General features: G+C 62.0%; 21 protein-coding genes and 1 tRNA gene. 7 read left to right on the plus strand and 15 right to left on the minus strand.

Annotated features, from left to right (window positions below):
- Positions 1 to 6: 6 nt before the first annotated feature.
- From BN2154_RS14265 to BN2154_RS14290, 6 genes are all read right to left on the minus strand, one after another.
- Positions 7 to 867 (minus strand): ABC transporter ATP-binding protein, encoded by an 861-nt coding sequence (locus BN2154_RS14265; protein ID WP_094762530.1) that lies wholly within the window; start codon positions 865 to 867, stop codon positions 7 to 9.
- The gene (locus BN2154_RS14270) at positions 864 to 1,907 is read right to left on the minus strand and encodes a branched-chain amino acid ABC transporter permease (protein ID WP_050619414.1); all 1,044 of its coding nucleotides are present in this window, start codon (positions 1,905 to 1,907) and stop codon (positions 864 to 866) included. The genes BN2154_RS14265 and BN2154_RS14270 overlap by 4 nt, the downstream gene beginning before the upstream one ends.
- 13 nt (positions 1,908 to 1,920) lie before the next feature.
- Positions 1,921 to 2,796, minus strand: a complete 876-nt coding sequence (locus BN2154_RS14275; protein WP_050619415.1) for a branched-chain amino acid ABC transporter permease — start codon at positions 2,794 to 2,796, stop codon at positions 1,921 to 1,923.
- Between the two features lie 207 nt (positions 2,797 to 3,003).
- The gene (locus BN2154_RS14280; protein WP_050619416.1) at positions 3,004 to 4,251 is read right to left on the minus strand and encodes an ABC transporter substrate-binding protein; all 1,248 of its coding nucleotides are present in this window, start codon (positions 4,249 to 4,251) and stop codon (positions 3,004 to 3,006) included.
- Between the two features lie 143 nt (positions 4,252 to 4,394).
- Complete coding sequence (ymfI, locus tag BN2154_RS14285) at positions 4,395 to 5,135, minus strand: elongation factor P 5-aminopentanone reductase (protein WP_050619417.1); 741 nt, start codon at positions 5,133 to 5,135, stop codon at positions 4,395 to 4,397.
- Positions 5,132 to 5,923, minus strand: a complete 792-nt coding sequence (locus BN2154_RS14290) for an alpha/beta hydrolase (protein WP_195892363.1) — start codon at positions 5,921 to 5,923, stop codon at positions 5,132 to 5,134. Before BN2154_RS14290 ends, ymfI begins: the two co-directional genes overlap by 4 nt.
- 122 nt (positions 5,924 to 6,045) lie before the next feature.
- Here BN2154_RS14290 and BN2154_RS14295 point away from each other — a divergent pair.
- Positions 6,046 to 6,122: transfer RNA gene (locus BN2154_RS14295), tRNA-Val, on the plus strand.
- Between the two features lie 515 nt (positions 6,123 to 6,637).
- Here the strand turns inward: BN2154_RS14295 and BN2154_RS14300 are convergent.
- From BN2154_RS14300 to BN2154_RS14315, 4 genes are read right to left on the minus strand one after another with little or no spacing between them, the layout of a single operon-like run.
- Positions 6,638 to 7,165 (minus strand): hypothetical protein, encoded by a 528-nt coding sequence (locus BN2154_RS14300; RefSeq protein WP_050619419.1) that lies wholly within the window; start codon positions 7,163 to 7,165, stop codon positions 6,638 to 6,640.
- Between the two features lie 13 nt (positions 7,166 to 7,178).
- On the minus strand, positions 7,179 to 8,762 hold the full coding sequence (locus BN2154_RS14305; protein WP_050619420.1) for a sodium:solute symporter family protein: 1,584 nt from the start codon (positions 8,760 to 8,762) through the stop codon (positions 7,179 to 7,181).
- Between the two features lie 45 nt (positions 8,763 to 8,807).
- Positions 8,808 to 9,020 carry a hypothetical protein gene (locus BN2154_RS14310; protein ID WP_050619421.1) on the minus strand — a complete coding sequence of 71 codons (213 nt, stop codon included), beginning with the start codon at positions 9,018 to 9,020 and terminating at the stop codon, positions 8,808 to 8,810.
- A gap of 52 nt (positions 9,021 to 9,072) precedes the next feature.
- Entirely contained in the window at positions 9,073 to 10,206 is a 1,134-nt protein-coding gene (locus BN2154_RS14315; protein ID WP_050619422.1) for an acyl-CoA dehydrogenase family protein, read from the minus strand.
- 317 nt (positions 10,207 to 10,523) lie between these two features.
- On the opposite strand from BN2154_RS14315, the gene BN2154_RS14320 reads away from it, so the two are divergent.
- From BN2154_RS14320 to BN2154_RS14345, 6 genes are all read left to right on the plus strand, one after another.
- Positions 10,524 to 11,960, plus strand: coding sequence for a sigma-54 interaction domain-containing protein (locus tag BN2154_RS14320; RefSeq protein WP_050619423.1), 1,437 nt, complete (start codon positions 10,524 to 10,526; stop codon positions 11,958 to 11,960).
- A 133-nt stretch (positions 11,961 to 12,093) separates the two neighbouring features.
- A complete protein-coding gene (locus tag BN2154_RS14325) occupies positions 12,094 to 13,551 on the plus strand; it encodes a 4-hydroxyphenylacetate 3-hydroxylase family protein (RefSeq protein ID WP_050619424.1) in 1,458 nt (485 codons plus the stop codon).
- A gap of 13 nt (positions 13,552 to 13,564) precedes the next feature.
- Positions 13,565 to 13,861, plus strand: coding sequence for a hypothetical protein (locus BN2154_RS14330; RefSeq protein ID WP_050619425.1), 297 nt, complete (start codon positions 13,565 to 13,567; stop codon positions 13,859 to 13,861).
- Between the two features lie 92 nt (positions 13,862 to 13,953).
- Complete coding sequence (locus BN2154_RS14335; protein WP_050619426.1) at positions 13,954 to 14,235, plus strand: NifU family protein; 282 nt, start codon at positions 13,954 to 13,956, stop codon at positions 14,233 to 14,235.
- Between the two features lie 40 nt (positions 14,236 to 14,275).
- Positions 14,276 to 15,829 carry an acyl CoA:acetate/3-ketoacid CoA transferase gene (locus BN2154_RS14340; protein WP_050619427.1) on the plus strand — a complete coding sequence of 518 codons (1,554 nt, stop codon included), beginning with the start codon at positions 14,276 to 14,278 and terminating at the stop codon, positions 15,827 to 15,829.
- A gap of 56 nt (positions 15,830 to 15,885) precedes the next feature.
- Complete coding sequence (locus tag BN2154_RS14345; protein ID WP_050619428.1) at positions 15,886 to 17,082, plus strand: thiolase family protein; 1,197 nt, start codon at positions 15,886 to 15,888, stop codon at positions 17,080 to 17,082.
- 103 nt (positions 17,083 to 17,185) lie between these two features.
- Here the strand turns inward: BN2154_RS14345 and BN2154_RS14350 are convergent, their stop codons facing one another.
- Genes BN2154_RS14350 through BN2154_RS14370 form a run of 5 tightly spaced genes read right to left on the minus strand, consistent with a single transcriptional unit; the run spans position 17,186 to position 23,168 of the window.
- Positions 17,186 to 17,929: a response regulator transcription factor gene (locus tag BN2154_RS14350; protein WP_050619429.1), complete on the minus strand. Its 744-nt coding sequence runs from the start codon at positions 17,927 to 17,929 to the stop codon at positions 17,186 to 17,188.
- Positions 17,923 to 19,632 carry a sensor histidine kinase gene (locus tag BN2154_RS14355; protein WP_050619430.1) on the minus strand — a complete coding sequence of 570 codons (1,710 nt, stop codon included), beginning with the start codon at positions 19,630 to 19,632 and terminating at the stop codon, positions 17,923 to 17,925. The genes BN2154_RS14350 and BN2154_RS14355 overlap by 7 nt, the downstream gene beginning before the upstream one ends.
- The gene (locus BN2154_RS14360; RefSeq protein WP_050619431.1) at positions 19,629 to 20,645 is read right to left on the minus strand and encodes an ABC transporter substrate-binding protein; all 1,017 of its coding nucleotides are present in this window, start codon (positions 20,643 to 20,645) and stop codon (positions 19,629 to 19,631) included. Before BN2154_RS14360 ends, BN2154_RS14355 begins: the two co-directional genes overlap by 4 nt.
- 18 nt (positions 20,646 to 20,663) lie before the next feature.
- Positions 20,664 to 21,455: an HAD family hydrolase gene (locus tag BN2154_RS14365; RefSeq protein WP_050619432.1), complete on the minus strand. Its 792-nt coding sequence runs from the start codon at positions 21,453 to 21,455 to the stop codon at positions 20,664 to 20,666.
- Positions 21,456 to 21,512: 57 nt separating this feature from the next.
- Positions 21,513 to 23,168 carry an ABC transporter ATP-binding protein gene (locus tag BN2154_RS14370; protein WP_050619433.1) on the minus strand — a complete coding sequence of 552 codons (1,656 nt, stop codon included), beginning with the start codon at positions 23,166 to 23,168 and terminating at the stop codon, positions 21,513 to 21,515.
- Position 23,169: the final 1 nt, after the last annotated feature.

Below are 23,169 nucleotides of genomic sequence, written 5' to 3' on the forward strand. Positions count from 1 at the left end.
ATGGCGTCATCCCTCCTTGTTGCTGCCCAGGTAGGCCTTGATGACCTCTGGGTTGTTCTGGATGTCCTCGGCGGTACCCTTGGCGATGACCTGACCGAAGTTGAGCACGCAGATGCCCTCGCAGATGCCCATGACCAGGCTCATGTCGTGCTCGATGAGCATGATGGCGATCTGGAAGGTATCCCGGATCTTGACGATGTTGTCCATCAGCTCACTGGTCTCGGAGGGATTCATGCCCGCCGCCGGCTCGTCTAGCAGCAGCAGGGACGGGTTGGTGCCCAGGGCCCGGACGATCTCCAGACGCCGCTGGGCGCCGTAAGGCAGGCTGCCCGCCTCGTGGCCGGCCAGGTCCTGCATGTCAAAGATGCTCAGCAGCTCCATGGCCCGCCCCCGGGCAATCTCCCCCCCCCGCCAGTAGCCCGGCAGACGGAGGATGGCCGCCGGCAGGCGGTAGTCCATCTCATTGTGCAGGCCGATGAGCACGTTGTCCAGCACGCTCAGGCTCTTGAACAGGCGGATGTTCTGGAAGGTGCGGGCGATGCCCAGCTTATTGACCTGGATGGTGTTCAGACCGGCGGTATCGTGGCCGTCCAGCAGGATGGTGCCCCGGGGGGGGTGGTACACCTTGGTCAGCAGATTGAATACCGTGGTCTTGCCCGCGCCGTTGGGGCCGATCAGGCCGGCGATCTCGGTGCGGCCGATGGCCATGTTGAAGTCGTTGACGGCGGTCAGGCCGCCGAAGTCGATGCCCAGGTGGCGGCACTCGAGGATGGGGCTCTTGTCCACGTCCCGCTCTGGGATGATGTTGGGGTTGGGCACCGGCACCAGCTTGGCCTCGGGTATGCGTCGATTGGCGGCTGCACTCATTTCTGAGCCCCCTCCTTTCCCGTTCTGGTCCCGCCGTTCATCAGCTTCTCCAAGATGCGGGACAGGGAGAAGTCATAGGTGCCCATGAGGCCCTTGGGGCGGAAGATCATCATCAGCACCAGCAGCAGGGAGTAGGCCACCATCCGGTAGTCCGCCACCGAGCGCAGCAGCTCAGGCAGAATGGTGAGCACCGTGGCCGACAGGACGGAGCCCAGCATGGAGCCCATGCCGCCCAGCACCACCATGACCAGGATCTCGATGGACTTCATGAATTTAAAGGTGGAGGGGTACAGGGAGCCCAGATATCCGGCGTACAGGCAGCCGGCGATGCCCGCGAAGAAGGCGGACAGAACGAAGGCCATGACCTTGTAATAGGTGGTGTTGACGCCGCAGGACTCGGCGGCGATCTCATTCTCCCGGATGGACAGGATGGCCCGGCCGTGGCGGGATTTCATCACCATGTGGATGATCAGGCAGGTAAGAGCCACGCAGAGGAACACCAGCGTGAAGCTGGAGATCTTGGGGATGCGCTTGAGGCCGGCGGCGCCGTAGGTAAACTTGAAGCCCAGCACCGAGTCGATGTTGGTCAGGACCACCCGGATGATCTCGCCGAAGCCCAGGGTGATGATGGCCAGATAGTCGCCCTTCAGCCGCAGGGCGGGGATGCCGATGATGAGGCCGAAGATACCCGCCATGATACCGGACAGCAGCAGAGCGGCGACGATATAAGGCAGGCAGCCGGCGGTATTGCCCGCCTTGAGCAGCTCGTCCACGGGGGTGGACTTGAGAAAGATGCCGCCGGTGTAGGCGCCCACCGCCATAAAGCCGGCGTGGCCCAGGGGAAGCTGGCCCAGATAGCCGGTGGCCATGTTCAGGGAGACGGCCAAAATGATGTTGATGCCCACGGTGACGAGGATGCCGGACCAGTAATTGGTGATGGACCCGCTCCGGATCAGGCCGAAGAGCACCGCCCACAGGGCGATGGTCAGCACCAGGTTGATCCCATAGCGGACGGGCATGGAAATGCGTTTTTGTTTCATGTCGCCCACCTCCTCAAACCTTTTCCGTGATGGGCCGGCCCAGGATGCCCGTGGGCTTGACCAGCAGGACCACGATCAGGATGGCAAAAACCACGCCGTCCTTCCACACGGACAGTCCCGCGGCGGAGACCAGCGCCTCGGCCATGCCGATGGCGAAGCCGCCGATGACCGCCCCGGGAATGGAGCCGATGCCGCCCAGCACGGCGGCCACGAAGGCCTTCAGGCCCAGCATGGAGCCCATGGTGGGGCTGGCCTGGGGGTAGGCACACATGTACAGCACCGAGCCGATGCCCGCCAGTGCGGAACCCACGGCAAAGGTGAAGGAGATGGTCTTATTGATGTTGATGCCCATGAGCTGGGCGGCGCCCATATCCTCGGACACGGCCCGCATGGCCTTGCCCAGCTTGGTCCCCTGCACCAGGAAGGTGAGCAGAAGCATGGCCGCCACCGAGACCAGGATGGTGATCAGGGCCGCATAGCTGATACTAATGCCGCCCACGCTCAGGTTGCCGGTGACCATGGGGTCCATGCTCTTGGAGTCGGCTCCAAAAATGAGCTGGGCCCCGTTTTCCAGCAGGAAGGAGATGCCAATGGCGGTAATGAGGAGGCTGAGACGGGGAGCGGAGCGCAGGGGGGTGTAGGCTACCTTCTCGATGACCACGCCCAGCAGGGTGCTTACCACCACTGCCAACACCACCGACAGCAGCGGGTGGAGGTGGAAGGTGGTAATGGCGTAGAAGGTCATGTAGGCGCCTACCATAATGATGTCGCCGTGGGCAAAGTTGAGCAGCAGGATGATGCCGTACACCATGCTGTAGCCCAGGGCCACCAGCGCAAAGATGGAGCCGGTCTGGAGCCCGTTGATGATTTGGGCGATCACGAGGGACATCCGTGCGTCACGTCCTTTCTTTCTCTTCAGACGGCGGGGCCTGGTCCGGCCCCGGCTGAGACCTTTGATACGGACGGCCAGTGGCCGCCCCCACGGTCCGGACACCGTGGAGACGCCCATTGGACGTCCGTGTTGCCTGTCCCGTATGCAAGGACAATGCGGGGGGAAGGAGCACTTCCCCCCGCACTGCAGTGGCTTGCGTCGGGCTTAGTACAGCTCGGTGAATTTCTCCTCGCCGCCCTGGAGCTGGATCATGGCGGCGGACTTGATGGGATTGTTGTACGGATCGAAGGTGTAGGAGCCGGTGATGCCCTCCGTGCCGTCGTTGGCGGCCAGAGCGTCAATGACGGCCTGTTTATACTCGTCGGTACCGGCGGTGAGGCCGGCGTCCTCAGCGGACTTCAGGGCATTGCACATCAGCATGGCGGCGTCATAGGCCAGAGGGGCAAACATGTTGGGCACAGGCTCGCCATAGGTGGCCTGGTAGTCGGCCTCGAACTGAGCCACGGACTCGGTACCGGGGGCGTAGCCGGAGCAGTAGACGGTGCCCTCCAGATCCTCGGGAGAAGCGTAGTCCCTGATGCCGCCGAAGCCGTCGCCGCCCAGGAAGGTGGCGGTGATCCCAGCCTGACGGCCCTGGGTGATGGCCAGGCCGGCCTCACCGTAGTAAATGGGGCAGAACACCACGTCGGGGTTCTTGGAGGCGATGTTGGTCATCTGGGCCTTGTAATCCTTGTCACCGGTGGCAAAGGCCTCGGTGGCCACCACCTCCAGGCCCAGCTCGGCGGCCTTCTCCACAAAGGCGTCCTTCAGGCCCTCAGAGTAGTCGTTGCCGGTCTCGAAGAGGATGCCCGCGGTCCTGGCGCCCAGCTTGTTGTAGGCGTAGTCAGCCATCTTCTCGCCCTGGAAGGGGTCGATGAAGCAGGAGCGGAACACGTTGGTGCGGATCTCGCTGTTTTCGTCCTCGGGGTCGATCATGGTCACGCCGGCCGCGGTGGCGGAGGCGGTGATCTGGGGCATGTTGACCTCGTAGGTGGCATCGGCCAGGGCGATGGTGGCGCCGGTGAGCACGGAGCCGATGACGGCGGTGATGCCGTTGTCCATGGCCAGGTTGAAGGCGTTGACGGTCTCGATGCCGTCGGCCTTGTCATCATACTCCAGGACCTTGATGGTCTTGCCGTTGATGCCGCCGTTGGCGTTGAGCTGATCAATGTACAGCTTGGCGCCGTTATGGACCGGAATGCCATACTGGGCATAGTCGCCGGTGGTGTTGGTGATCAGGGCGATGGTGATCTCACCGCTCTCGCCGGTGGAGCCGGTCTCGGCAGGCTGAGACGCCGCGGGAGCCGAGGCGGACGGCGAGGGGCTGGCGGAGCTACCGCCGCCGCAGCCGGCCAGCAGGGAGAAGCACATGGCAGCCACGAGAGCAAGAGACAAAACACGGAACTTCTTCATTTCATACTACCTCCTTTGGGATTGTTGACAATTATAAGCTCCCCTTCTAAAATTGTCAACCGTCGTTTCCGCCAAAAGGCCTTTTCCGCACAGAATATTTCAAGCAGAAATGACAAAGTTGCCCTTCCGTCCTTCATTTCCGGTCAGATCAGAAAGCCGCCGTCCACGCCCAGCACCTGTCCGGTAATAAAATCCGCCCCCTCGGAGGCCAAGAACAGCACTGCCCGTGCCACCTCCTCCGGGGCGCCGAGGCGGCCCAAAGGGGTCTCCTCCGCCAAAACGGCCAGGTCCCCGGGAGGCAGATGGGCATTCATGTCGGTGTCAATGACCCCCGGCGCCACGCAGTTCACCGTGATGCCGGAGGGCCCCAACTCCCGGGCCAGGGCCTTGGTTAGCCCTATGACGCCCGCTTTGGCGGCGGAATAGGCCGCCTCACAGGAGGCCCCGGAGCGCCCCCACATGGAAGAGACGGTGACAATGCGCCCCGTCTTGCGCGCCACCATATGGCGGTAGACTGCCCGGCAGCAATAGAATACTCCGTCCAGGTCCACTCCCATCAGCCTGCGCCAATCTGCATCACTTGTTTCACACAAAAGTCCCTGGGAGGCCACCCCTGCGTTGCATACCAAAATGTCAAGTTGACAAAATTTATCCAACACATTGTCAACCATACGCCGGACCTGCTCCGGGTCGGAGACGTCGGCCTGCACCGCCAGAGCTGGGCGGCCCTCCGCCGCCAGCTCCGCCGCCAGGTCCTCTGCCTCCCGTCGGGAGTGGTGATAGTTGATGGCTACCGCGTAGCCCGCCCGGGCAAGCGTCCGGGCCGTGGCGGCGCCTATGCCCCGGCTGCCGCCGGTAATCAATGCCGTTTTCATTTCCTTCACAGTCCTTTCAGCCACTCCAGGCACAGGGGGAACCAGGTGGCCACATGGGGGTCCTGCTGCTCCGGCCGCCCCTGCGTCCGCCGGTCGGCCAGGGCCATGGCGTGAGGGCCGTCGGGGTAGAGGTGCAGTTCAAAGGGGACCCCCGCCCGACGCAGCGCCGCCACATAGAGCAGGGTGTTTTCCGCCGGAACCCGGTCATCGGTCCCGGTACACCAAAGAAACGCGGGGGGATTTCCGGCGGTCACGCTGTTCTCCAGCGAGAGCTCCGGCGGTATCTCCGCCATGTCGTCCGCTCCCGTCAACGTGCGGAAGCAGTCTGCAGCCCCGAACGCCCCGGCGGTGACGACCGGGTAGCCGAGGATGGCCGCGTCCGGTCGGGCCTCCGCCGGGCGCAGGCCCAGGCGCTCCTCCAGCACAGGACTGCCCCAGAGGTTGGCCAGACAGCCTGCCAGATGGCCTCCGGCGGAAAAGCCGCACACCGCCACCCGGCCGCCCCGTCCTCTCCGGATGCGCGCCAAAGCCGCCCCAGCCTCCAGAAAGGGCTGAGGCCAGCGGTCGGGCGCCACACTGTAGTCCAGCACCCAGGCGTGGATTCCGGCCGCCGCAAAGGCGGCAGCCACCGGTGCCCCCTCCCGGGGAGCCGTCATCCGATAGGCCCCGCCGGGCAGCAGGAGCACACTCCACTCGCTTTCTTCCCCCGCCGCCGGAAATTCGGTCATGCGGAGCTCCGTAGCCGCCTCCGGCAGGTGTGGGTCCAGCTCCCAACGGCTCCAGACGCGCGTCCTCACAGTCATCCCTCACTTTTACGTCATTTTTCCCAGTATACCAGCTTTCACGCCGGTTGACCACCCTCTTGTGAAAAAAGCCTTGACAAGCCCTTACCAATCCGCTATAATGATTTTTGCGCTTCGGACGATTAGCTCAGCTGGTATGAGCATCCGCTTGACGTGCGGGAGGTCACAGGTTCAAGTCCTGTATCGTCCACCATGAAAAAGCCCAGGAACCATATGGTTCCTGGGCTTTTTACGTCTTTTAGCCGGAATTTGGGGGGCGAATGCGCTCCCACATACAAGAAACGGATGCGGGCGGCAAGGAATACGCCTTCACTGCCCGCTTCCCTTCAGAGAGAACATTCGGTAAGCGCGGGGTGTTTGGCCGGTGACGACCTAAAAACTGCGATTAAGATTTGGCAGGACGCGAGTGCGTTCTCGGCTATGTTCCGGCCGCTGGAGGCGAGCTGTTCCTCCACGCGTTTAATATGCCGGAACTGCACATACTTCCATAAAAAAGAAGGCTGTTCCGCTTTTTGAACTGCGCAGATAGCCTGGACGTGTGGGCGCCGACCGGTGCATGGAACCGGGCCTTCTCCAATGACCGGCTCTAGAGCTTATGGCCAGCCTCCTTACAAAAGGGCCCTGGAGAATGATTCTCCAGGGCCCTTTTGTGTATTGGCAGCACCAAAATGAGAGGACCGGGCAGCCACCCGGTCCTTCCTTGATGGTTCAGGGCTCATGGGATGCACATCTGACGGAGAATACCAGCTCCCGCAGAAAATCCTCTTCCTCAGTTACCTTGTCCGGCAGCCCGATCACCGAGCTGACCACAGCCCGACCGGAGTTCTCGTCATAGAAGGCCAACTGCATGGTCCGTACGGAACCGTCGGTCTTTTTTTTGACCAGACCCGGGCTGGCTCGGTATTCCGACACGATATAGGCGGCTTTCCCGTCCATGAAGTCAATGACCTCCATGGTCTCCACCTGGAACGGTGCTTTTTTCATCTGCCTTTGATACTGCATCAAAATGTTGTCGCAGTACTGGCGGGCAAAGCTCTCGTTGTCGCCGGGGACCTTCTCCCAATTGATACTCAGGGAAACCTGGGCTCCCTTTTTGGGGATGTAGTCCTCAATACGGAAAAAACCCGTGGTATAGTCAAAGGTGCGCTTTGGATTGAAAAAGATCTTCCAGTCCTTGGGGTGCTCGATTGAGACGCCATAGATGGAAAACAAGGTCTTCTCCGTCAGAGTGGTCATAGTATCCCTCCTATCAGCGCTTGCTGGCCAATTGCTCAGGACGGAAGGTGGAGGCTAAGATGGTATTGCCCACAATTGTATCCATATCGGTACCGGCGCTGATGTAATTTTCCACCCGGGTAATGTACTTGTCTGCAATCTCCTCCGGACATTTGGTGCACAGACTGACCACGATGTAGAGGACGGCGTTGATGAGCAGGCCCCAGGAGAGCGCAGACAAACCCAGAGGCAGATTTTTAATGAAGAACGTGCCAAGGGTGACGATGATGCAGCCCACGATGGTACCCGCCCAGGCCCCCTCCTTGGTCCCCTTTTTCCAGAACAGGCCGCCGATGGTGGCGGGCATGACCATGGCAAAGTAGGGGGAGGAGAGCTTGTAGGCGTAATCCACGATGGCAGCCGGCCGCAGCCAGACGATGATGAGCATACCGATCATCATAATGATTACCACGATGCGGGTCCAATGCACTACCTTTTTGTCGTCGGCAGGCAGTCCTTTTAGCAGGAAACGATGCCGAACAAACAGGTCCTTGGTCACCATGGCCGTACCGGACAGAAGCATTGACTCGCCGGTAGAGATAGCAAAGGCGAAGAGACACAGCATGGCGACGGCACTGACGATGGGGGGCGCGAAGTTTGTGGCCAGATAGGGCACTAGAGAGTCCGCCTTGTCAAAGCCGGAGCCCAGGATGCCGGGGCCGATGTAAATACCGATGAGAATCAGGCCGGTGAAGGTCATCAGGTAGCCCAGCGGCAGGCCCCACGCCATGACCTCAAAGTTCTTCTTGCTCTTTGCAATGTAGCAGCGGGAATAGATGTGGGGCCACACAATCGTGGCGACCGAGGCGGTAAGGGCCTGGTTGATGATGCCGGGGATGGTGAAGTAGCCGGTGGCACCCGGCGCCCCTAAGTTGGCCACGGACACTGGATCGTTCTTGATGGCCTCGTAAACCCCTACCATACCGCCGTCGAAGTTCCGCACCACCAGGACGACGACCAGCACCCACAGGGTACCCACACCCAAGATAAAGTTAAAGGTATCCATCCAGGCCACCGCCTTCATGCCGCCTCCGAATACATGGAAACAGATGATGGCGCAGGCAAAGAGTACCGCGAGGAAGTAGGGCACGAAGCCCTTGGTTGAGACGTTCATACCATCGCCAATGGTGATGAGCTGCAGAGCCACATAGGGCACAATCATGGCCACCATGAGAATCGCACAGAACACGCCGTACTTCTCGGAATAATAGCGGCTGCGCAGGAAATCAATCGGTGTTGTAAAGCCATACTCCTTGCCCAGGAGCCACAGGCGGTAGCCAATCACCGCGAACTCCAGGCCAACGCAGAAGGCGCCCATACCGGAGATGTAGCCGGCGCCCAGCTTATAGGACGAAGAAGGCCAGCCGTAGAAGGCCAGGCCGCTGAACACCGATACGGCAGTGGAGCAGACGAGCATAAAGGTGTTGACGCCGCGGTCGGCGTTGTAGAAGGTCTCGGTCGAGCCGCTGGTCTTTCGGTAGTTGGCCAGGCCCTGAATGACCATGAAGACGCCATAAACTCCGCAGAGCACCAGCGTAAAAACTGCGTACATATTCATATTGCGTTATACCTCCTCCATGTTTCGTTGGAACGGTGCAGGGGGTCAAATATCTTTCTGGCGGGCAAAAAACTGGATGAAGTAGGCGCCCCAGATGAGAGAGCCGATGGGGGCGGTGCCGAAAAACAGCAGATAATGCAGGCTCAGCCAGCCAAAAAGGATGGGGTTGGGCAGGATGGGAATGACCAGAAAGTTAAACGCAAAGAATATGATGTTGATGATGATAAACAGGGTGGCGTTGGGCTTTGGCTGATTCATGATACATCCTCCTTATCTCGTATTGCTGACGCGCAGGGGGATGGGGCGGGCATTATTTCAGAAGCTGGCCCGCAATGACCACGCGCTGAATCTGGTTGGTGCCCTCAAAGATCTGGAAAATCTTAGCGTCCCGAAGAAGCTTTTCCACCGGGTACTCCCTGGAGTAGCCGTAGCCGCCCAGAATCTGGATGGCATCCAGCGCAGACTTCACAGCGGTGTCGCCGGCGAAGCACTTGCAGATGGCGGCCTCACGGGAGTAGGGCAGGTGCATCATGATGCGGTCGATGCAGTAGATCACGGTCTGTCGGGCGGCCTCGGTCTGCATATCCATGTCGGCCATCATGAACTGGAGCGCCTGCTGCTTGGCGATGGGTTTTCCAAAGGTCACCCGGGTCTTGGAGTAGCTCACGGCCTCGTCCAGGGCCCGTTGGGAGATGCCCACGGCGATGGCGCCGATGAAGGGGCGGGACAGATCCAGGGTGCGCATGGCGATCTTAAAGCCCTCGCCCTCTTCGCCCAGCCGATTGGCCGCGGGCACGCGGACATCCTCAAAGATCACATCGCAGGTGTTAGACAGGCGGATGCCGAACTTATCCTCCTCCTTGCCGGTGCTCACGCCGGGGCGGCTGCGCTCGACAATAAAAGCGGTCAGGCCCTTCAGCCCCTTGGAGCGGTCCACGTTGGCAAAAACCACGTACACATCAGCGATCCCGCCGTTGGTGATAAAGCACTTGGAGCCGTTGATGATGTACTCGTCTCCATCGCGGATGGCGGTGGTGGTGCAGGCGCCTGCGTCAGAGCCGGCCATGGGCTCGGTGAGGCAGAAGGCGGCAAACTTCTTCTGTGTGAGGATGTCGGAGTACATCTGCTTCTGGGTGGCAGTGCCGGCCAGAAGGACCGGCTTGATGGCCAGGCCGGTGGCCCCCATGGTGGTGGCGAACCCCGCGTCTACCTTGCCCATCTCTTCACAGGCAGCCGCCACAGTCATATAGTCGATGCCGCCGCCGCCAAACTCTTCCGGAATCTCCATGCAGTGCAGCCCCATCTCCAGCGCCTTGTCATAGGCGGCCATGGGCAGCTCGCCCGAGCGGTCGCATTCGGCGCAGACCGGCGCCACTTCTTTTTCCATAAACGCCTTGACGGAGCTGACGATGGCTTGCTGGTCTTCGTTGAGCAGGTAACCCATATGATCTCCTCCATTTCAGTTTTGGTACTATGTGCGATGCATGCATTCATGGAATTTTAGATGCAAGATCTGTGCCAAACTACATTCCTGCGCCCAAAAAGACCCGCGGCCCACCTCTTCTATGCAAAGTCATGCGCCGTAGGGCAAGCCATTTACTATGAGTAATTTTGCCAAATATGAAATTACAACGGTTGACTTTTCTGGATCATCTGTGTATAATCGAGCCAAAAATTGCAAAAGTGAGACGGTTCTGATTTCGTGATTTTGCGAATCGTCGCAGAAGTGAGACGATTTTGCAGCCAAGAGGAGGGGCTCTCATGCGCCGTGAAGAATTCGGTTTGGAAAATTTGGTGAAGGCCCTGAACCACATGAAAGGGACCCTTCTAATCTGCGACCGGAACCGCAACGTGGTCTACTACAACGACGTGGTCTGCTCCGCCCTGGACATCCCCGAGGAACGCTTGAGCGGAGCCAACCTGATGGGTCTGGCGGAGGAGGGCTATATCCTCAACTCAGCCAGTATCCAGGCCTTTGAGACCCGGCAGTTGAGCATCAAATACGTCCGGGGCAAAATGAAGATGCCCATCCTGACGGTGTCCAATCCAGTCCTGGACGAAAACGGCGAGGTGGCGCTGGTGGTGGCCGTCAGTTTCAACGAGCAGATCACTGAACTGGTGGCCCGCGAGATGATGGAATCCAGGCAAAAATCCATAGAACTGCTGGACTTCTTGTCCTCCAAAATGTCCAATAACGCCACAGTAATTGCAGAGAGCGCGGCTATGAAGGGCATTTTGGCCTTTCTGACCCGGATCTCCCCCGCAGACAGCAACATCCTGCTGACGGGGGAGACGGGCGCCGGCAAGGAGGTGCTTGCCAAATACATCCACAACCAGAGCTCGCGTAGCGGCGGGGTCTTTATTCCAGTCAACTGCGCGGCCATCCCGGAGAGCCTGATGGAATCGGAGTTTTTCGGCTATGCCAGGGGGGCCTTCACCGGAGCCAACAAGGAGGGCAAGGCCGGTGTGTTCGAGTTGGCCGACGGCGGCACCATCTTCCTGGATGAAATCGGGGAAATGCCCCTTTTGATCCAGGCCAAATTCCTGCGCGTCATTGAAACGGGGGAGGTCACCCGTCTGGGCTCGGAGAGCAGCAAAAAGGTGGATTTTCGGCTGGTGGCGGCCACCAACCGGAACCTGGAGGAGATGTGCGCCCAGGGCCTGTTCCGCAGCGACCTCTACTACCGTCTAAACATCCTCTCCGTGGAAATCCCGCCCCTGCGGGAGCGGCGGGAGGACATCGTGCCGCTGGCCCGGTTCTTCCTCAGCAGACTCAATAAAAAATACAACAAAACAAAAATCCTGTCCTACTCCGCCATCCGGCGGCTGGAGCACTACCGCTGGCCCGGCAATGTCCGGGAACTGCGCAACGTGATCGAGCGGCTGTTCATTACCTCGCCCACCGATATTCTGGAATTCGAGAGCGGGGACAATACCCTGTCCTTCCGCGGCGCCGGGCCGGAGACCTCCTTGGAGGCGCAGGACCGTACAGACCCGGCCTCCGCTCCGGTCCGGGAGGGCGTCTCCCTGCGCGCCGCCGTGGAGGCCTATGAAAAGCAGCTCGTTTTGGAGACGCTTGACGCATGCGGCGGCAGTGTTTCCAAGGCCGCTGGACGCCTGCGGCTCCACAAATCGGTGCTGTATCGCAAGCTGGAAAAATACCGTGGCCAGGAGGCAATCTCCGGCCCGGGAACCTGACAAATGAATTGGGAGAAACGGGAACTCCGGTACGACGCCGGGGTTCCCGTTTTTTGCGGTTGGCACACGATTTGCTTATATCTTGGGCAGGCCGACAAATCCACTTTCCAAAAAATTAAACGGAGGTAACAGCATGAAAACGGGACAAGAGTATAGAGACAGCCTGCGCAACCGCAACATCAAGGTGTACATCAAAGGACAGCTCCTGGACAGCAAGGACGTGATCGACCACCCCTTCATCAAAGGCCATGTCAACTCTGCCGCCATGACCTATGAACTGGCGGAGGACCCCCAGTTTGAGGATCTGATGACCGCTACCTCCCATCTGACCGGGAAAAAGATCAATCGGTTCACACACATCCATCAAAGTGTAGATGATTTGGTGAAAAAGGTCAAGATGCTGCGCATGATTTCCCTAAACACTGGTACATGTTACCAAAGATGCGTAGGTCTGGACGCCGTCAACTCCATCTACAGCGTCACCTACGAGATGGACCAGAAGCTGGGCACCAACTACCACGAGCGCCTGAAAAAGTACCTGCTGCGCTGGCAGGAGGAGGACCTGATGGTGGCCGGCGCCATGACCGACCCCAAGGGCGACCGGAGCCTACGCCCCTCTCAGCAGGCCGACCCCGACCTGTTCGTCCACGTGGTGAAGAAGGACGACAAGGGCATTTACATCCGGGGCGCCAAGGCCCACATGACCGGCATGGTTAACTCCCACGAAATGCTCATCATGCCCACCTCCGGCTACGGCGAGGAAGATAAGGACTACGCCGTCTGCTGCGCGCTGCCCGTGGATGCCCCCGGCGTCATCCATATCTTCGGCCGTCAGACCAATGACGACCGGAAACTGGAAGGCGAGATTGATCAGGGCAACGCCCGCTATGGCGTGGTTGGCGGCGAGTGCCTGACCATCCTGGAGGATGTGTTCGTACCTTGGGAAAATGTCTTTATGTGCGGCGAGTATCCGTTCTCCGGAATGCTGGTAGAGCGCTTTGCCTGCTACCACCGGCAGAACTACGGCGGCTGCAAGGGCGGCGTGTCCGACATCGTCATCGGCGCCGCCGCCACCGTGGCCGACATGAGCGGCTATGGCAAGGCCACCCACATCAAGGATAAGCTCAACGAGATGATCCATCTGGCCGAGACCCTGTACTGCTGCTCCATCGCCTGCTCGGCTGAGGGCAAGCCCACCGCCGCGGGCAACTATTATGTGGACCCCCTGCTGGCCAACGTGGGTAAGCACAACGTTACCAAGCTGATCTACGACATCGACCGCCTGGCCCAGGATGTGGGCGGTGGTATTCTGGCCACGCTGCCCTCCGAAGCCGACTTCCGCAGCCCTGAGGTCGGCAAGTACGTGGAAAAGTACATGCGGGGCGTGGCCTCGGTGCCCACCGAGGACCGTATGCGGATGATCCGCCTGGTGGAGGTCATGACCGGCGGCGTGGCTCTGGTGGAGTCCATGCACGGCGCCGGCTCGCCCCAAGCCCAGAAAATCATGTACTCCAAGCTCTCCGGCCTGGAAAGCAAGAAGAAGGCGGCTATGAAGATCGCCGGTGTAGACCCCAGCAAATATTCAAAATAAGCAGGTCCCCGCCTTGAAGGTAGGCGTCAAGTTCTGCGGGCACTGCGCGCCCCGCATGGATATGGCGGAACTCTGCAAAACGCTGCGGGCGCGGGCGCCCGAGTTGGTCTTTGGTTACTATGCCAGAGACCCCGCCGTGGACGTGCTCCTGATTCTCAACGCCTGTCAGGCCGAATGCGCCAGCCGTCCTGATTTCCAGGGGCCAGTGATCCTGGTCTCCCCCGACACAGTGGATCACTGGCCCACCCCTCCTGAACAGCTCTGCAGCAGTATCCTCCGCCGGATTCAGGCGGTGTCCCGGTCCGGCTGAAGCGGCGTGCAGAGCGGTGCGAAACGAGCTGAGGCGGAGGAATCGTCAGCGGGCGGTTCCTCCGCTTTTTTCCAACGAAAGGAGCAATTCTGATGCGGGAAGCCATCGAACAAGCCCTGGACGAATACGCCCGGCCGATCCTGCGGGAGCACTGCGGCGAGGTGGAAGTCACCCGGATCCAGGGGGACACCGTTTATGTACGGCTTCTAGGCCAGTGCGCCGGCTGTGCCGCGGCCGATTACACGGCGGACGAGGTTCTGGAACGAGTGCTGCGGCAGCACGTGCCCGGCGTGGAGCATGTGGAGCTGGACACTCTTGATCTGGACCTTTATCAGTATGCCAGACAGTTGCTGCGGTGGGAGAGTCCGGGATAATCTCTCCTGCCCGCGCCAGATCAAAGAAGGGAGCGACTATATGAGTAAAATCGTCAGTATGGACACCGCGCTGGACCTGATCCGGGACGGTGCCGTGGTGGGCACGTCGGGCTTTATGATCGCCGGGACCCCCGAGTCCGTCTTTCGCGCCATGGGAGAACGGTATGCGCAGACGGGCCACCCCCGGGACCTGACTTGTGTGTTCTGCGCCAGCCAAGGCAATGCCGAGGGGCAGGGCTACGATCACCTGGCCCAGGACGGCATGATCGCCAAGATTATTGGCGGCCACTTCGGCCTGACACCCAAGCTGGGCAAATATATGGCGGAAAACAAGTGTCAGGCCTACAACTACCCCTTGGGGGTGGTGGCGGGTATTTTCCGGGCGGCCATCCAGCAGCGCCCCGGCGAACTGACCAAGGTGGGTCTCAAGACCTTCGTGGACCCCCGGTTGGAGGGCGGCAAAATCAATGCCGTCACCACCGAGGACCTGGTGAAGGTGGTGGAGTTTGAGGGGGAGGAGTGGCTGTGGTATCCCACTCCCAAGTTTGACGTGGCTATTATCCGCGGCACCACCGGCGACGAGGACGGCAACATTACCATCGAACACGAGCCGGTGAACCTGGAGATGCGCACCATCGCCATGGCGGTCAAGGCCTGTGGCGGCAAGGTCATCGTCCAGGTAAAGAACGCCGTCCGCGCCGGCAGCCTCACTGCCGACCGGGTGGAGATCCCGGGGATCTTTGTGGATGCAGTGGTGGTCTCCCCCGACCCCATCGAGGAGCACCGTCAGACCAAGGCTTATTTTTACGACCCCAGCATGTCCGGTCATATCAACGTCCCCGTGGACTCCATCCCGCCCCTGCCCCTGGACGTGCGCAAAGTCCTGGCCCGCCGGGCCGCCATGGAACTGACTCCCCATGCCGTCATCAATCTGGGGATCGGTGTGCCCGAGGGTGTGGCGGTGGTGGCTGCCGAGGAGGGCTTTGGCGATCAGCTCACCATGACCACCGAAAGCGGCGTGATGGGAGGCATCCCTTGCGGCGGCGGCGCCTTCGGCGCCGGGCAGAACGCCCTGGGCATCCTGGACATGCGCACGATGTTCGATTTCTATGACGGCGGCGGCCTGGACATGACCGTTCTGGGGTTGGCCGAGGTCAACGCCAAGGGCGACATCAACGTGGGGCGTTTCGGTCCCAAAACACCGGGCTGCGGCGGCTTCATCAACATTTCCCAAAATACCGGCAAGGTGGTTTTCTGCGGCTCCTTTACCTCCGGCGGTCTGGAGCTGGAGATTGGAAATGGTGCGCTTCACATCATCAGGGAGGGACGCAACCGCAAATTTGTGGAGAACGTCCAGCAGGTGACCTACAGCGGCGAATACGGAGCCTCCATCGGCCAGGAGGTGCTCTATGTCACCGAACGGGCGGTCTTCCGGCTCACCCGGGCTGGCATCGTTCTGACGGAGATCGCCCCCGGGGTGGACCTGCAAAAGGATGTGCTGGACCAGATGGGTTTTCTTCCCATCCTGTCCAAGGACTTAAAGCAGATGGACCCCCGGGTCTTTCAGGCGGAGAAGATGGGCCTCACCATCTGAAAGCCTTCCGGAGCCATTGGCTCCTAACCTTCACCAACGATGTTTGGAGGAACGCTATGCGAGAAGTTGTCATTGTCAGCGCCTGCCGTACTCCCATCGGCGAATTTAACGGGGCCTTTGCCTCCCTGTCCGCCCGTGACCTGGCCATCGCCGCCGGAAAGGAGGCCATCCGCCGGGCCGGTTTGGCCCCATCCCAGGTGGACGAGATCGCCATGGGTCAGCTCTACACCGCCATGCAGGGCTCTCTGCCCGCCCGGCAGGTGAGTATGCGCATCGGGCTGCCCGCCCGCAGCAACGCCGTCAGCGTAAACCAGAACTGCGCCTCCGGGATGCGGGCCCTGGAGATCGTCTGTAATGATGTGGCGCTGGGTAAGACCGACATTGGTCTGGCTGTGGGTGTGGAGAGCATGACCAACGCCCCCTATCTGCTCCCCAAGGCCCGGAATGGCTACCGGATGGGTCACGGCCAGATCACCGACTCCATGCTCCATGACGGCCTGGTGGATGAGTTGTCCGGAGGTCATATGGGCGTCACGGCGGAAAATGTAGCCAAGCGCTACGGCATTACCCGGCAGGAGTGCGATGAGCTGGCCGTCTTGAGTCATCAGCGTGCCTGCGCCGCCATTGATGCCGGAACATTTAAGGACGAGATTGTCCCGATGGAAGTCCGCAGCCGAAAAGGCACTGTGGTGGTGGATACCGACGAGCATCCCATTCGGGGTGCTGATCTGGCGTCCATGGCCCAGCTTCCCCCGGCCTTTCTGCGGGACGGCGTGGTCACCGCGGCCAACGCCTCCGGGATCAACGACGCGGCGGCGGCGGCGGTGGTCATGTCAAAAGAAAAGGCCGACGCGCTGGGCATCGCTCCCCTGGCAAAGATGCTCCATATCTGCGGTGAGGGAGTGGAGCCCGAGGTCATGGGCCTGGGTCCCGCCGTGGCCATTCCCAAGTGTCTGAAAGCGGTCGGCCTGGCATTTGAGGATGTGGACTACTGGGAGGTCAACGAAGCCTTTGCCGCCCAGTTCATCGGAGTGGAACGGATGCTCCAGGAAGAGCACGGCATTCAGATGGACCGGGCGCGGACCAATATCAACGGCTCTGGCATCTCCCTAGGGCATCCAGTGGGCTGTACCGCCCTGCGGATCGTGGTGTCGCTGATCTATGAGATGCTCCACTCAGGGCACCGGGTGGGAGGCGCCGCACTGTGCGTGGGCGGCGGTCCGGCCATGGCCTCCCTGTGGGAGCGCATCTGACCCATTCCGGATCATGCCCTGTGTGGATTGGGATATATCCAGAAGGAACCGGCTGGGGCCGTGGCCCCAGCCGGTTCCTTCTGAATAGTATGGGGAAGGGCAATCACTGGCACCGGCGCTGGAACTCCGAGGGAGAGAACCCCACCGCCTTTTTGAAGGTGCTGCTGAAATAAGTGATATCCCGATAGCCCACCTGCTCGGCCACCTCATAGACCTTGCTGCGGCAGTCCTTGAGCAGCTCCATAGCCTTGTGCATCCGGTAGCTGGTCAGGTAGCCGGACAGGGTATAGGAGGTTTCCTTTTTGAATACATGGCTCAGATGGCTCTCGCTGACGCCCAGATGGCCGGCGATGGAGCTCACCCCGATCTCCGGGTCGTTGTAGTGCTCGGAGATGTAGTTGAGGGCCTCCATAACATATTTGCTTTTGCCCCGGAGCTCCTCGGGACCGGCGGGGGACGCCGGATGCCGCTCCTCCCGCTCCCGGCGCTGGATACGCTCGACGACGGCCTCCAGCTCCCCGTCGCGGAAGGGCTTGAGCAGATAGTCCACCGCCCCCAGCTTCACCGCCGCCTGGGCATAGGAGAAGTCGCTGTAGGCGGTGAGGAGGATCACATAGGCCCGGTTGCCCTGGGCCCTGAGCTGCCGTACCATCTCCAGTCCATCCAGCCTGGGCATCTTGATGTCGGTAACGATGAGGTCGGGGCGGTAGCGTGCGATGACCTCCAGTCCCTCCTGGCCGTTGGCGGCCTCCCCCACCACGGCGCAGCCCACAGAGGCCCAGTCCACCGCCAGAACGATACCCTTGCGGACCAGCTCCTCGTCCTCCACGACGACCACCTTTAGCATGAGGGGACCTCCCTTCTCGTAATGGGCAGGGTAATGCGCACACAGGTGCCCCGGCCGCCCGTGGGGACGAAGCGCAGGCCGTTGTCCGGCCCGTAGTGCAGCCGCAGGATGGCGTCCACATTGTGCAGACCCAGGTGACGCCCCGGGCCGGGCAGGATCTGGGCCTGAAAATTGCGCAGGCTCTCCTCCGACATGCCGCGGCCGTCGTCGGAGACGGTGATCAGGAGGTGGCCCGGCTCCTCCCGGGCCGAGACCACGATCTCGCCGCCGTCGCTGTCCTCAAACCCGTGGATGATGGCGTTCTCCACCAGAGGCTGGAGCATCAGCTTGGGCACCAGCACATCCAGCAGGCCGTCGTCCACCTGGGTGCGGAGCTGGAAGGTGCCGGAGAAGCGGATGCGCTGGATCTCCACATAGCGGTCCAGCAGCCGCAGCTCCTGCTCCAGGGGGACAAATTCGTCGTTGGTGATGCTGCTGCGCAGGATGTCGGCCAGGTCAGCGGAGATGGTGGCCACCTCGGGGACCTGGTGGATCTTGCCCAGCCACTTGACCGTGTCCAGGGTATTGTAGAGGAAGTGGGGGTTGAGCTGGGCCTGCATCATCCGGATCTGGGCATCGTTGAGCTCCCGCTGCTGGCGCAGGGACTGCTCCAGGTTCTCCTCCAGCCGCCGGGTCATCCGGTTGAAGCGCCCGGCCAATTGGGCCATCTCGTCGGCGCCCCGGGGCTCCACCCGGGCGTCCAGATTGCCTCTCTCCACCTCCTCCATGGCGCTGTTGAGCGCACGGATGGGTGCAAAAAGCTGACGGCTCATGCCCATGGAGACGGCGGCGCACAGGCCCAGGCACAGCAGGATGGCCACTCCGGCCACCAGATACAGCAGGCGCATGACCCATCCGGCCAAGGGTTTTGGCTGCTGGAGAATCAAGCAGAGGCCGCCGGCGCCGCCGGGCCGGACGTAATAGGAGTACTCTCCACCCCCGTCCAGCGCCAGGCCGGCGAGCAGCCGCTCCCGCAGGACGGGAGCCAGCCCAGCGTCCCGCAGACTGGCGGAGGCGTACACCTCGTCCCAGAAGGCGTCCAGCACCAGTACGCCGCCGGCGGAGCCTGTCCGCTTCTCAAAGAGCCGCTCGAAGTGCCGCTGCGTCAGGTCCAGGACCACATAGCCCACCACCCGCTCCCCCTCCCGAACCGCGCAGGCGGCCTGGAGGAGGCTGCCCGCGCCGCCCTGGCCAAAGTCGTCCACATCCCGGTAGACGATATCCGGGGAGCGCCGGGCGGCCTTGAGCAAGCCCCAGTCTACGCTGAGGCAGCCGCCGCCGGAGAGGCTAGCGGTGGCGTAAAGACGGCTGCCGCCGGCGTCAAAGAGGGAAAAGGCGGCGTCGTTGAGCAGGGGGCTGGCGGTATCGTAGAGGATGGAGTAGATATCCTGAGCCATGTCGGTGTGGCCGGAGTCCAGGGCGCTGCGGACCCGTCCGCTGCTCCGGAGGCGGTCCATCACCTGAGCGCAGGCGTCCAGCAGGCCGTCCAGGTCGCCGCACAGGGCGTCCAACTGCGTCTGGGCGGTATCGGCCACGCTGCGGTGAAGGGAGGACTGGAAGATGCCCAGCATGAGGACGGTACACAGCAGCAATGGCACCATGCCGATCAGCAGGAAGCTCACCAGCAGCTTGGTGCGGAAGGAGCGGTTGAGAAAGTCCCTCATGCCCGTTCCTCCCCGCACAGTGCCAGCCACCGGGCGGTGAATTCCTCTTTCAGCCCCGCAGCCCAGTGGACGTCGTAGTCGATGACGTCCAGCTCCTCCACCGGCGGCAGACTGTCAGGGTCGTGGACGTCGGTGCGGACCGAGCGGCGGGAGAACTGGCTGACCACCAGCTCCTGCACGTCCCGGCTCTGGACGAACTCCAGAAAGGCCTTGGCGTTTTCCGCATGGGGGGCCCCGGCCACCAGAGCGCTGCCGTCCGGGACGGCGCTGGTGCCCTCAGCGGGGAGGAAGACGGCAATCTCCGCCCCCTGACCCAGCCCCTTGAGCGCGGTCTCCTCCAGGGTGACGCCCAGATACCGGCTGCCGTTGGCCACCGCGCCCACCACGTCGCCGGAGTCGGCCAGAATGTCACCGTCCAGGTTGGCCGCGAACTGCTCCAGCAGCTCCCAATCGTCGCCGGGCAGACAGGACAGCAGCGTGAGGGCCGCCGTATAGCTGGAGCCGGACACGGTGGGGTCGGCGAAGGCGATTTTGCCCTTCCACCGGGGGTCGATCAGATCGGCCCAGCCGGTGAGCTGGTCGGGCTCCACCAGCTTGGGGTTGTAGATAAAGACCAGGGGCAATGAGGAAAAGGGCGTCCATGCGTCGCCCTCCGGCCGCAGCCCCTCCCGCAGCCGGTCCGCCCCGGCGCAGGCGTAGGGCTCGAAGCAGCTCTCATAGGCACACAGGCTCTCCACCCCACCGCCGAACATCACGTCGCAGACCGGCTGCTCGGCCTCGGCAGCGATGCGCTCCAGCAGCTCGTTGGTGCCGCCGGTGATCACCTCCACCCAGATACCGGTCTCCTCCTGAAACTCCTTGACGATGGGGCCGTAGACCGCCTGCTTGTGGGAGGTATAGAGGGTCAGCCGGGCGTCCCGGCCGGGGGCCAGGGCGGCGGTGGCCTCATCCGCCGGGACGGCGCAGGCCGCGAGAGCTCCCAGAAGGGCCAGCAGCAGTCCGATCTTCTTCACGGTAGCGCCCCCTTTCTCTCATGTGGCGGAAACGAGCAGCGCTTCCAGCACCGCCGCCACGCTGGTACAGCGGCGGGGAAAACGGGCGGCCAGAGCCGGGTCGGCCCCCTCCATCAGCCAGGCCGTCCCCGCCGTCTCCAGCATGGCCGCATCGTTCCAGTTGTCCCCAAAGGCTACGACTTCCTCAGGGTGGATCCCCAGCCCGGCACACAGCTCCCGAAGGCCCTTGCCCTTGTCCGCCAGGCCGAAGTCTACCCAGTCGGGCCCGGCGGCGGCCATGTGGAAGGGCGCTCCCCACACCGGGCCCAGGACCCGCTGGGGCCCGTGGGTGCCCTGCGGGCAGTAGGCAGAGACCTTGAGGATCGCCTCGTCGATCTCACCCGGGTCAGCGATCCGGGTCACCCGGTTGCCCTTGCCCTCCCGCAGATAGGCGATATACCCCTCGTCGGAGTCGCAGATATAGCTGGTGTTGGCGCCGGAGAGCAGCACCCGGCAGCCCTCCAGAGTCTGAATGGCCCGGGCCAGAGCCAGGGCCGGCTCCCGGGGCATGGGGGTCCGGGACAGGACGGGGGCGGTCTCCTCCGGGCCGGGACCGTAAAGGATAGCGCCGTTTTCGCACAGGAAGCAGACCGCGTCGGCCACCGGGGCGAACAGCCCCCGCAGGGAGTGATACTGCCGCCCGGAGGCCGGGCAGAACAGGACGCCCCGGTCCCGCAGCCGCCGGATGAGTCCGAAAAGGGCGGGGTCCAGGGCGGCGGCGCCATAGGGGATGAGCGTGCCGTCAATATCGCTGGCGATGAGCCTGACCATAACATGACCTCGGTTCCAGGAGATAGAAAAACGGCGGGGGCCAGGCCCCCGCCGCGCTCACCGGGCGGACCGGACGGAGAGGGACCCCTGGGTGATGATTCGGCCGTTCTTACGGCTAAATAATACCATATGATCCCCCTCAAAGTCCACCCGCACCTTCTGGCCGATCTGATAGAGCACGCCGCCGAAGATGACGCCGGTGAGCAGATACTCCCCAATACGCAGCTTGACGGTGGTCTCCATGCCGGTGGGCATGGCGCTGTAGACCTCGGCCTCCAGCGCGCCGTGTTCCGAGATGGACAGGAACTCAGGCCGGACACCCAGCACGAAGTCCTCGTCGGAGAGGACGGCCTCGTCCCCGAAATCCTCCGTCTCGTTGACCTTGGCGATGTGGCAGCGGAAGGGGGTGTCCTTGTTTCCCTTCTCCACATGGCCCTTTTGGCTCTGTTTGGCCTGCTCTGCCGCCTTTTTCTCCGCGTCCTGGGCGTCGGCCCGGGCAAACCAGTCCGGCAGGTCCAGGGGCGTGCGGGGCGTGAAAGCGAGCCGGGTGCCCGCAAAGACCTCCAGCTCCACCGTGCCGTCGGGGGCCTGATGGCCTTTGGCCTCCATGAAGTTGATGGCCGGATTGCCCACGAAGTCGGCCACAAAGAGGTTGTTGGGCTTATTATAGACGTCCAGGGGGGCGTCGTACTGCTGGAGCACGCCGTTGTCGATGAGACAGATCTTGGTGGCCAGGGTCATGGCCTCCATCTGGTCATGGGTGACGTAGATAAAGGTAGAGCCGGTGTCGATGTGCAGCCGCTGGAGCTCCGAGCGCATCTCCAGCCGCAGCTTGGCGTCCAGATTGGACAGCGGCTCGTCCATAAAGAGTACCGCGGGCTCGGGGGCCAGGGTGCGGGCGATGGCCACCCGCTGCTGCTGTCCGCCGGAGAGCTCGGAGGGATAACGGTCCATGAACATGCCGATTTTGACAATGCGGGCCACCCGGCGGACCGAGAGGTCGATCTCCTCCGGGGAGAGCTTGCGCACGCCGGTCACAGGCACGCCGTCCTTGAGGTAGGCGAAATCCTCCCGGAAGGTGCAGCCCTGGGCGGCGCACGCCGCCCGGGCGCTCTCCAGCGCCTTTTCCAACTGCTCCAGTCTGGCCTTGGCCACGGTGACCGGCTCCATAGACTCGTGGAGCTTGTAGCCCATCAGGGTCTTGGCGGTGTGGAGGGAGATCTCATAGCGGTCGATGAGCTTGATATGGGCCTTGTTCACGTCCAGCCTGCCCTTTTTGTCCACACACTCCCGGATGGTCCGAACCACGTCGTCCGGCCTTTGCAGGATGCGGATGAGGGCGGCGGTCCGGCGGGCCTCCAGGTCAAACTTGGGCAGCTCCTCCTTGATGTTGCCCAGACCGAAGGCGATGTTCTGGTAGACTGTCATGTTGGGCCACAGGGCGTAGTTCTGGAACAGGAAGCCCACCTTCCGCTTATTGGGCGGGATGTTGATGCCGGCGTCGGAGTCGAACACCACCTTGTCGCCAATGGTGATGCGGCCGCTGGTGGGGGTCTCCAGCCCGGCGATCATGCGCAGCGTGGTGGTCTTGCCGCAGCCCGAGGGGCCCAGCAGCGTGACGAAGGCGTTGTCGTCGATGACCAGATTCAGGTCGTCCACGGCGTAGAATTTGTCCCAGCGCTTGGTCACGTGGGTGAGTATAATCTCAGGCATG

This window comes from Intestinimonas massiliensis (ex Afouda et al. 2020), from assembly GCF_001244995.1.
Classification (GTDB): Bacteria; Bacillota; Clostridia; order Oscillospirales; family Oscillospiraceae; genus Intestinimonas; species Intestinimonas massiliensis.

Bases quoted from the DNA above. Each gene is read 5' to 3' on its own strand.
- BN2154_RS14265 (WP_094762530.1), bottom strand. From the start codon at position 867: ATGAGTGCAGCCGCCAATCGACGCATACCCGAGGCCAAGCTGGTGCCG.
- BN2154_RS14270 (WP_050619414.1), bottom strand. From the start codon at position 1,907: ATGAAACAAAAACGCATTTCCATGCCCGTCCGCTATGGGATCAACCTG.
- BN2154_RS14275 (WP_050619415.1), bottom strand. From the start codon at position 2,796: ATGTCCCTCGTGATCGCCCAAATCATCAACGGGCTCCAGACCGGCTCC.
- BN2154_RS14280 (WP_050619416.1), bottom strand. From the start codon at position 4,251: ATGAAGAAGTTCCGTGTTTTGTCTCTTGCTCTCGTGGCTGCCATGTGC.
- BN2154_RS14300 (WP_050619419.1), bottom strand. From the start codon at position 7,165: ATGACCACTCTGACGGAGAAGACCTTGTTTTCCATCTATGGCGTCTCA.
- BN2154_RS14305 (WP_050619420.1), bottom strand. From the start codon at position 8,762: ATGAATATGTACGCAGTTTTTACGCTGGTGCTCTGCGGAGTTTATGGC.
- BN2154_RS14310 (WP_050619421.1), bottom strand. From the start codon at position 9,020: ATGAATCAGCCAAAGCCCAACGCCACCCTGTTTATCATCATCAACATC.
- BN2154_RS14315 (WP_050619422.1), bottom strand. From the start codon at position 10,206: ATGGGTTACCTGCTCAACGAAGACCAGCAAGCCATCGTCAGCTCCGTC.
- BN2154_RS14320 (WP_050619423.1), top strand. From the start codon at position 10,524: ATGCGCCGTGAAGAATTCGGTTTGGAAAATTTGGTGAAGGCCCTGAAC.
- BN2154_RS14325 (WP_050619424.1), top strand. From the start codon at position 12,094: ATGAAAACGGGACAAGAGTATAGAGACAGCCTGCGCAACCGCAACATC.
- BN2154_RS14335 (WP_050619426.1), top strand. From the start codon at position 13,954: ATGCGGGAAGCCATCGAACAAGCCCTGGACGAATACGCCCGGCCGATC.
- BN2154_RS14340 (WP_050619427.1), top strand. From the start codon at position 14,276: ATGAGTAAAATCGTCAGTATGGACACCGCGCTGGACCTGATCCGGGAC.
- BN2154_RS14345 (WP_050619428.1), top strand. From the start codon at position 15,886: ATGCGAGAAGTTGTCATTGTCAGCGCCTGCCGTACTCCCATCGGCGAA.
- BN2154_RS14350 (WP_050619429.1), bottom strand. From the start codon at position 17,929: ATGCTAAAGGTGGTCGTCGTGGAGGACGAGGAGCTGGTCCGCAAGGGT.
- BN2154_RS14355 (WP_050619430.1), bottom strand. From the start codon at position 19,632: ATGAGGGACTTTCTCAACCGCTCCTTCCGCACCAAGCTGCTGGTGAGC.
- BN2154_RS14365 (WP_050619432.1), bottom strand. From the start codon at position 21,455: ATGGTCAGGCTCATCGCCAGCGATATTGACGGCACGCTCATCCCCTAT.
- BN2154_RS14370 (WP_050619433.1), bottom strand. From the start codon at position 23,168: ATGCCTGAGATTATACTCACCCACGTGACCAAGCGCTGGGACAAATTC.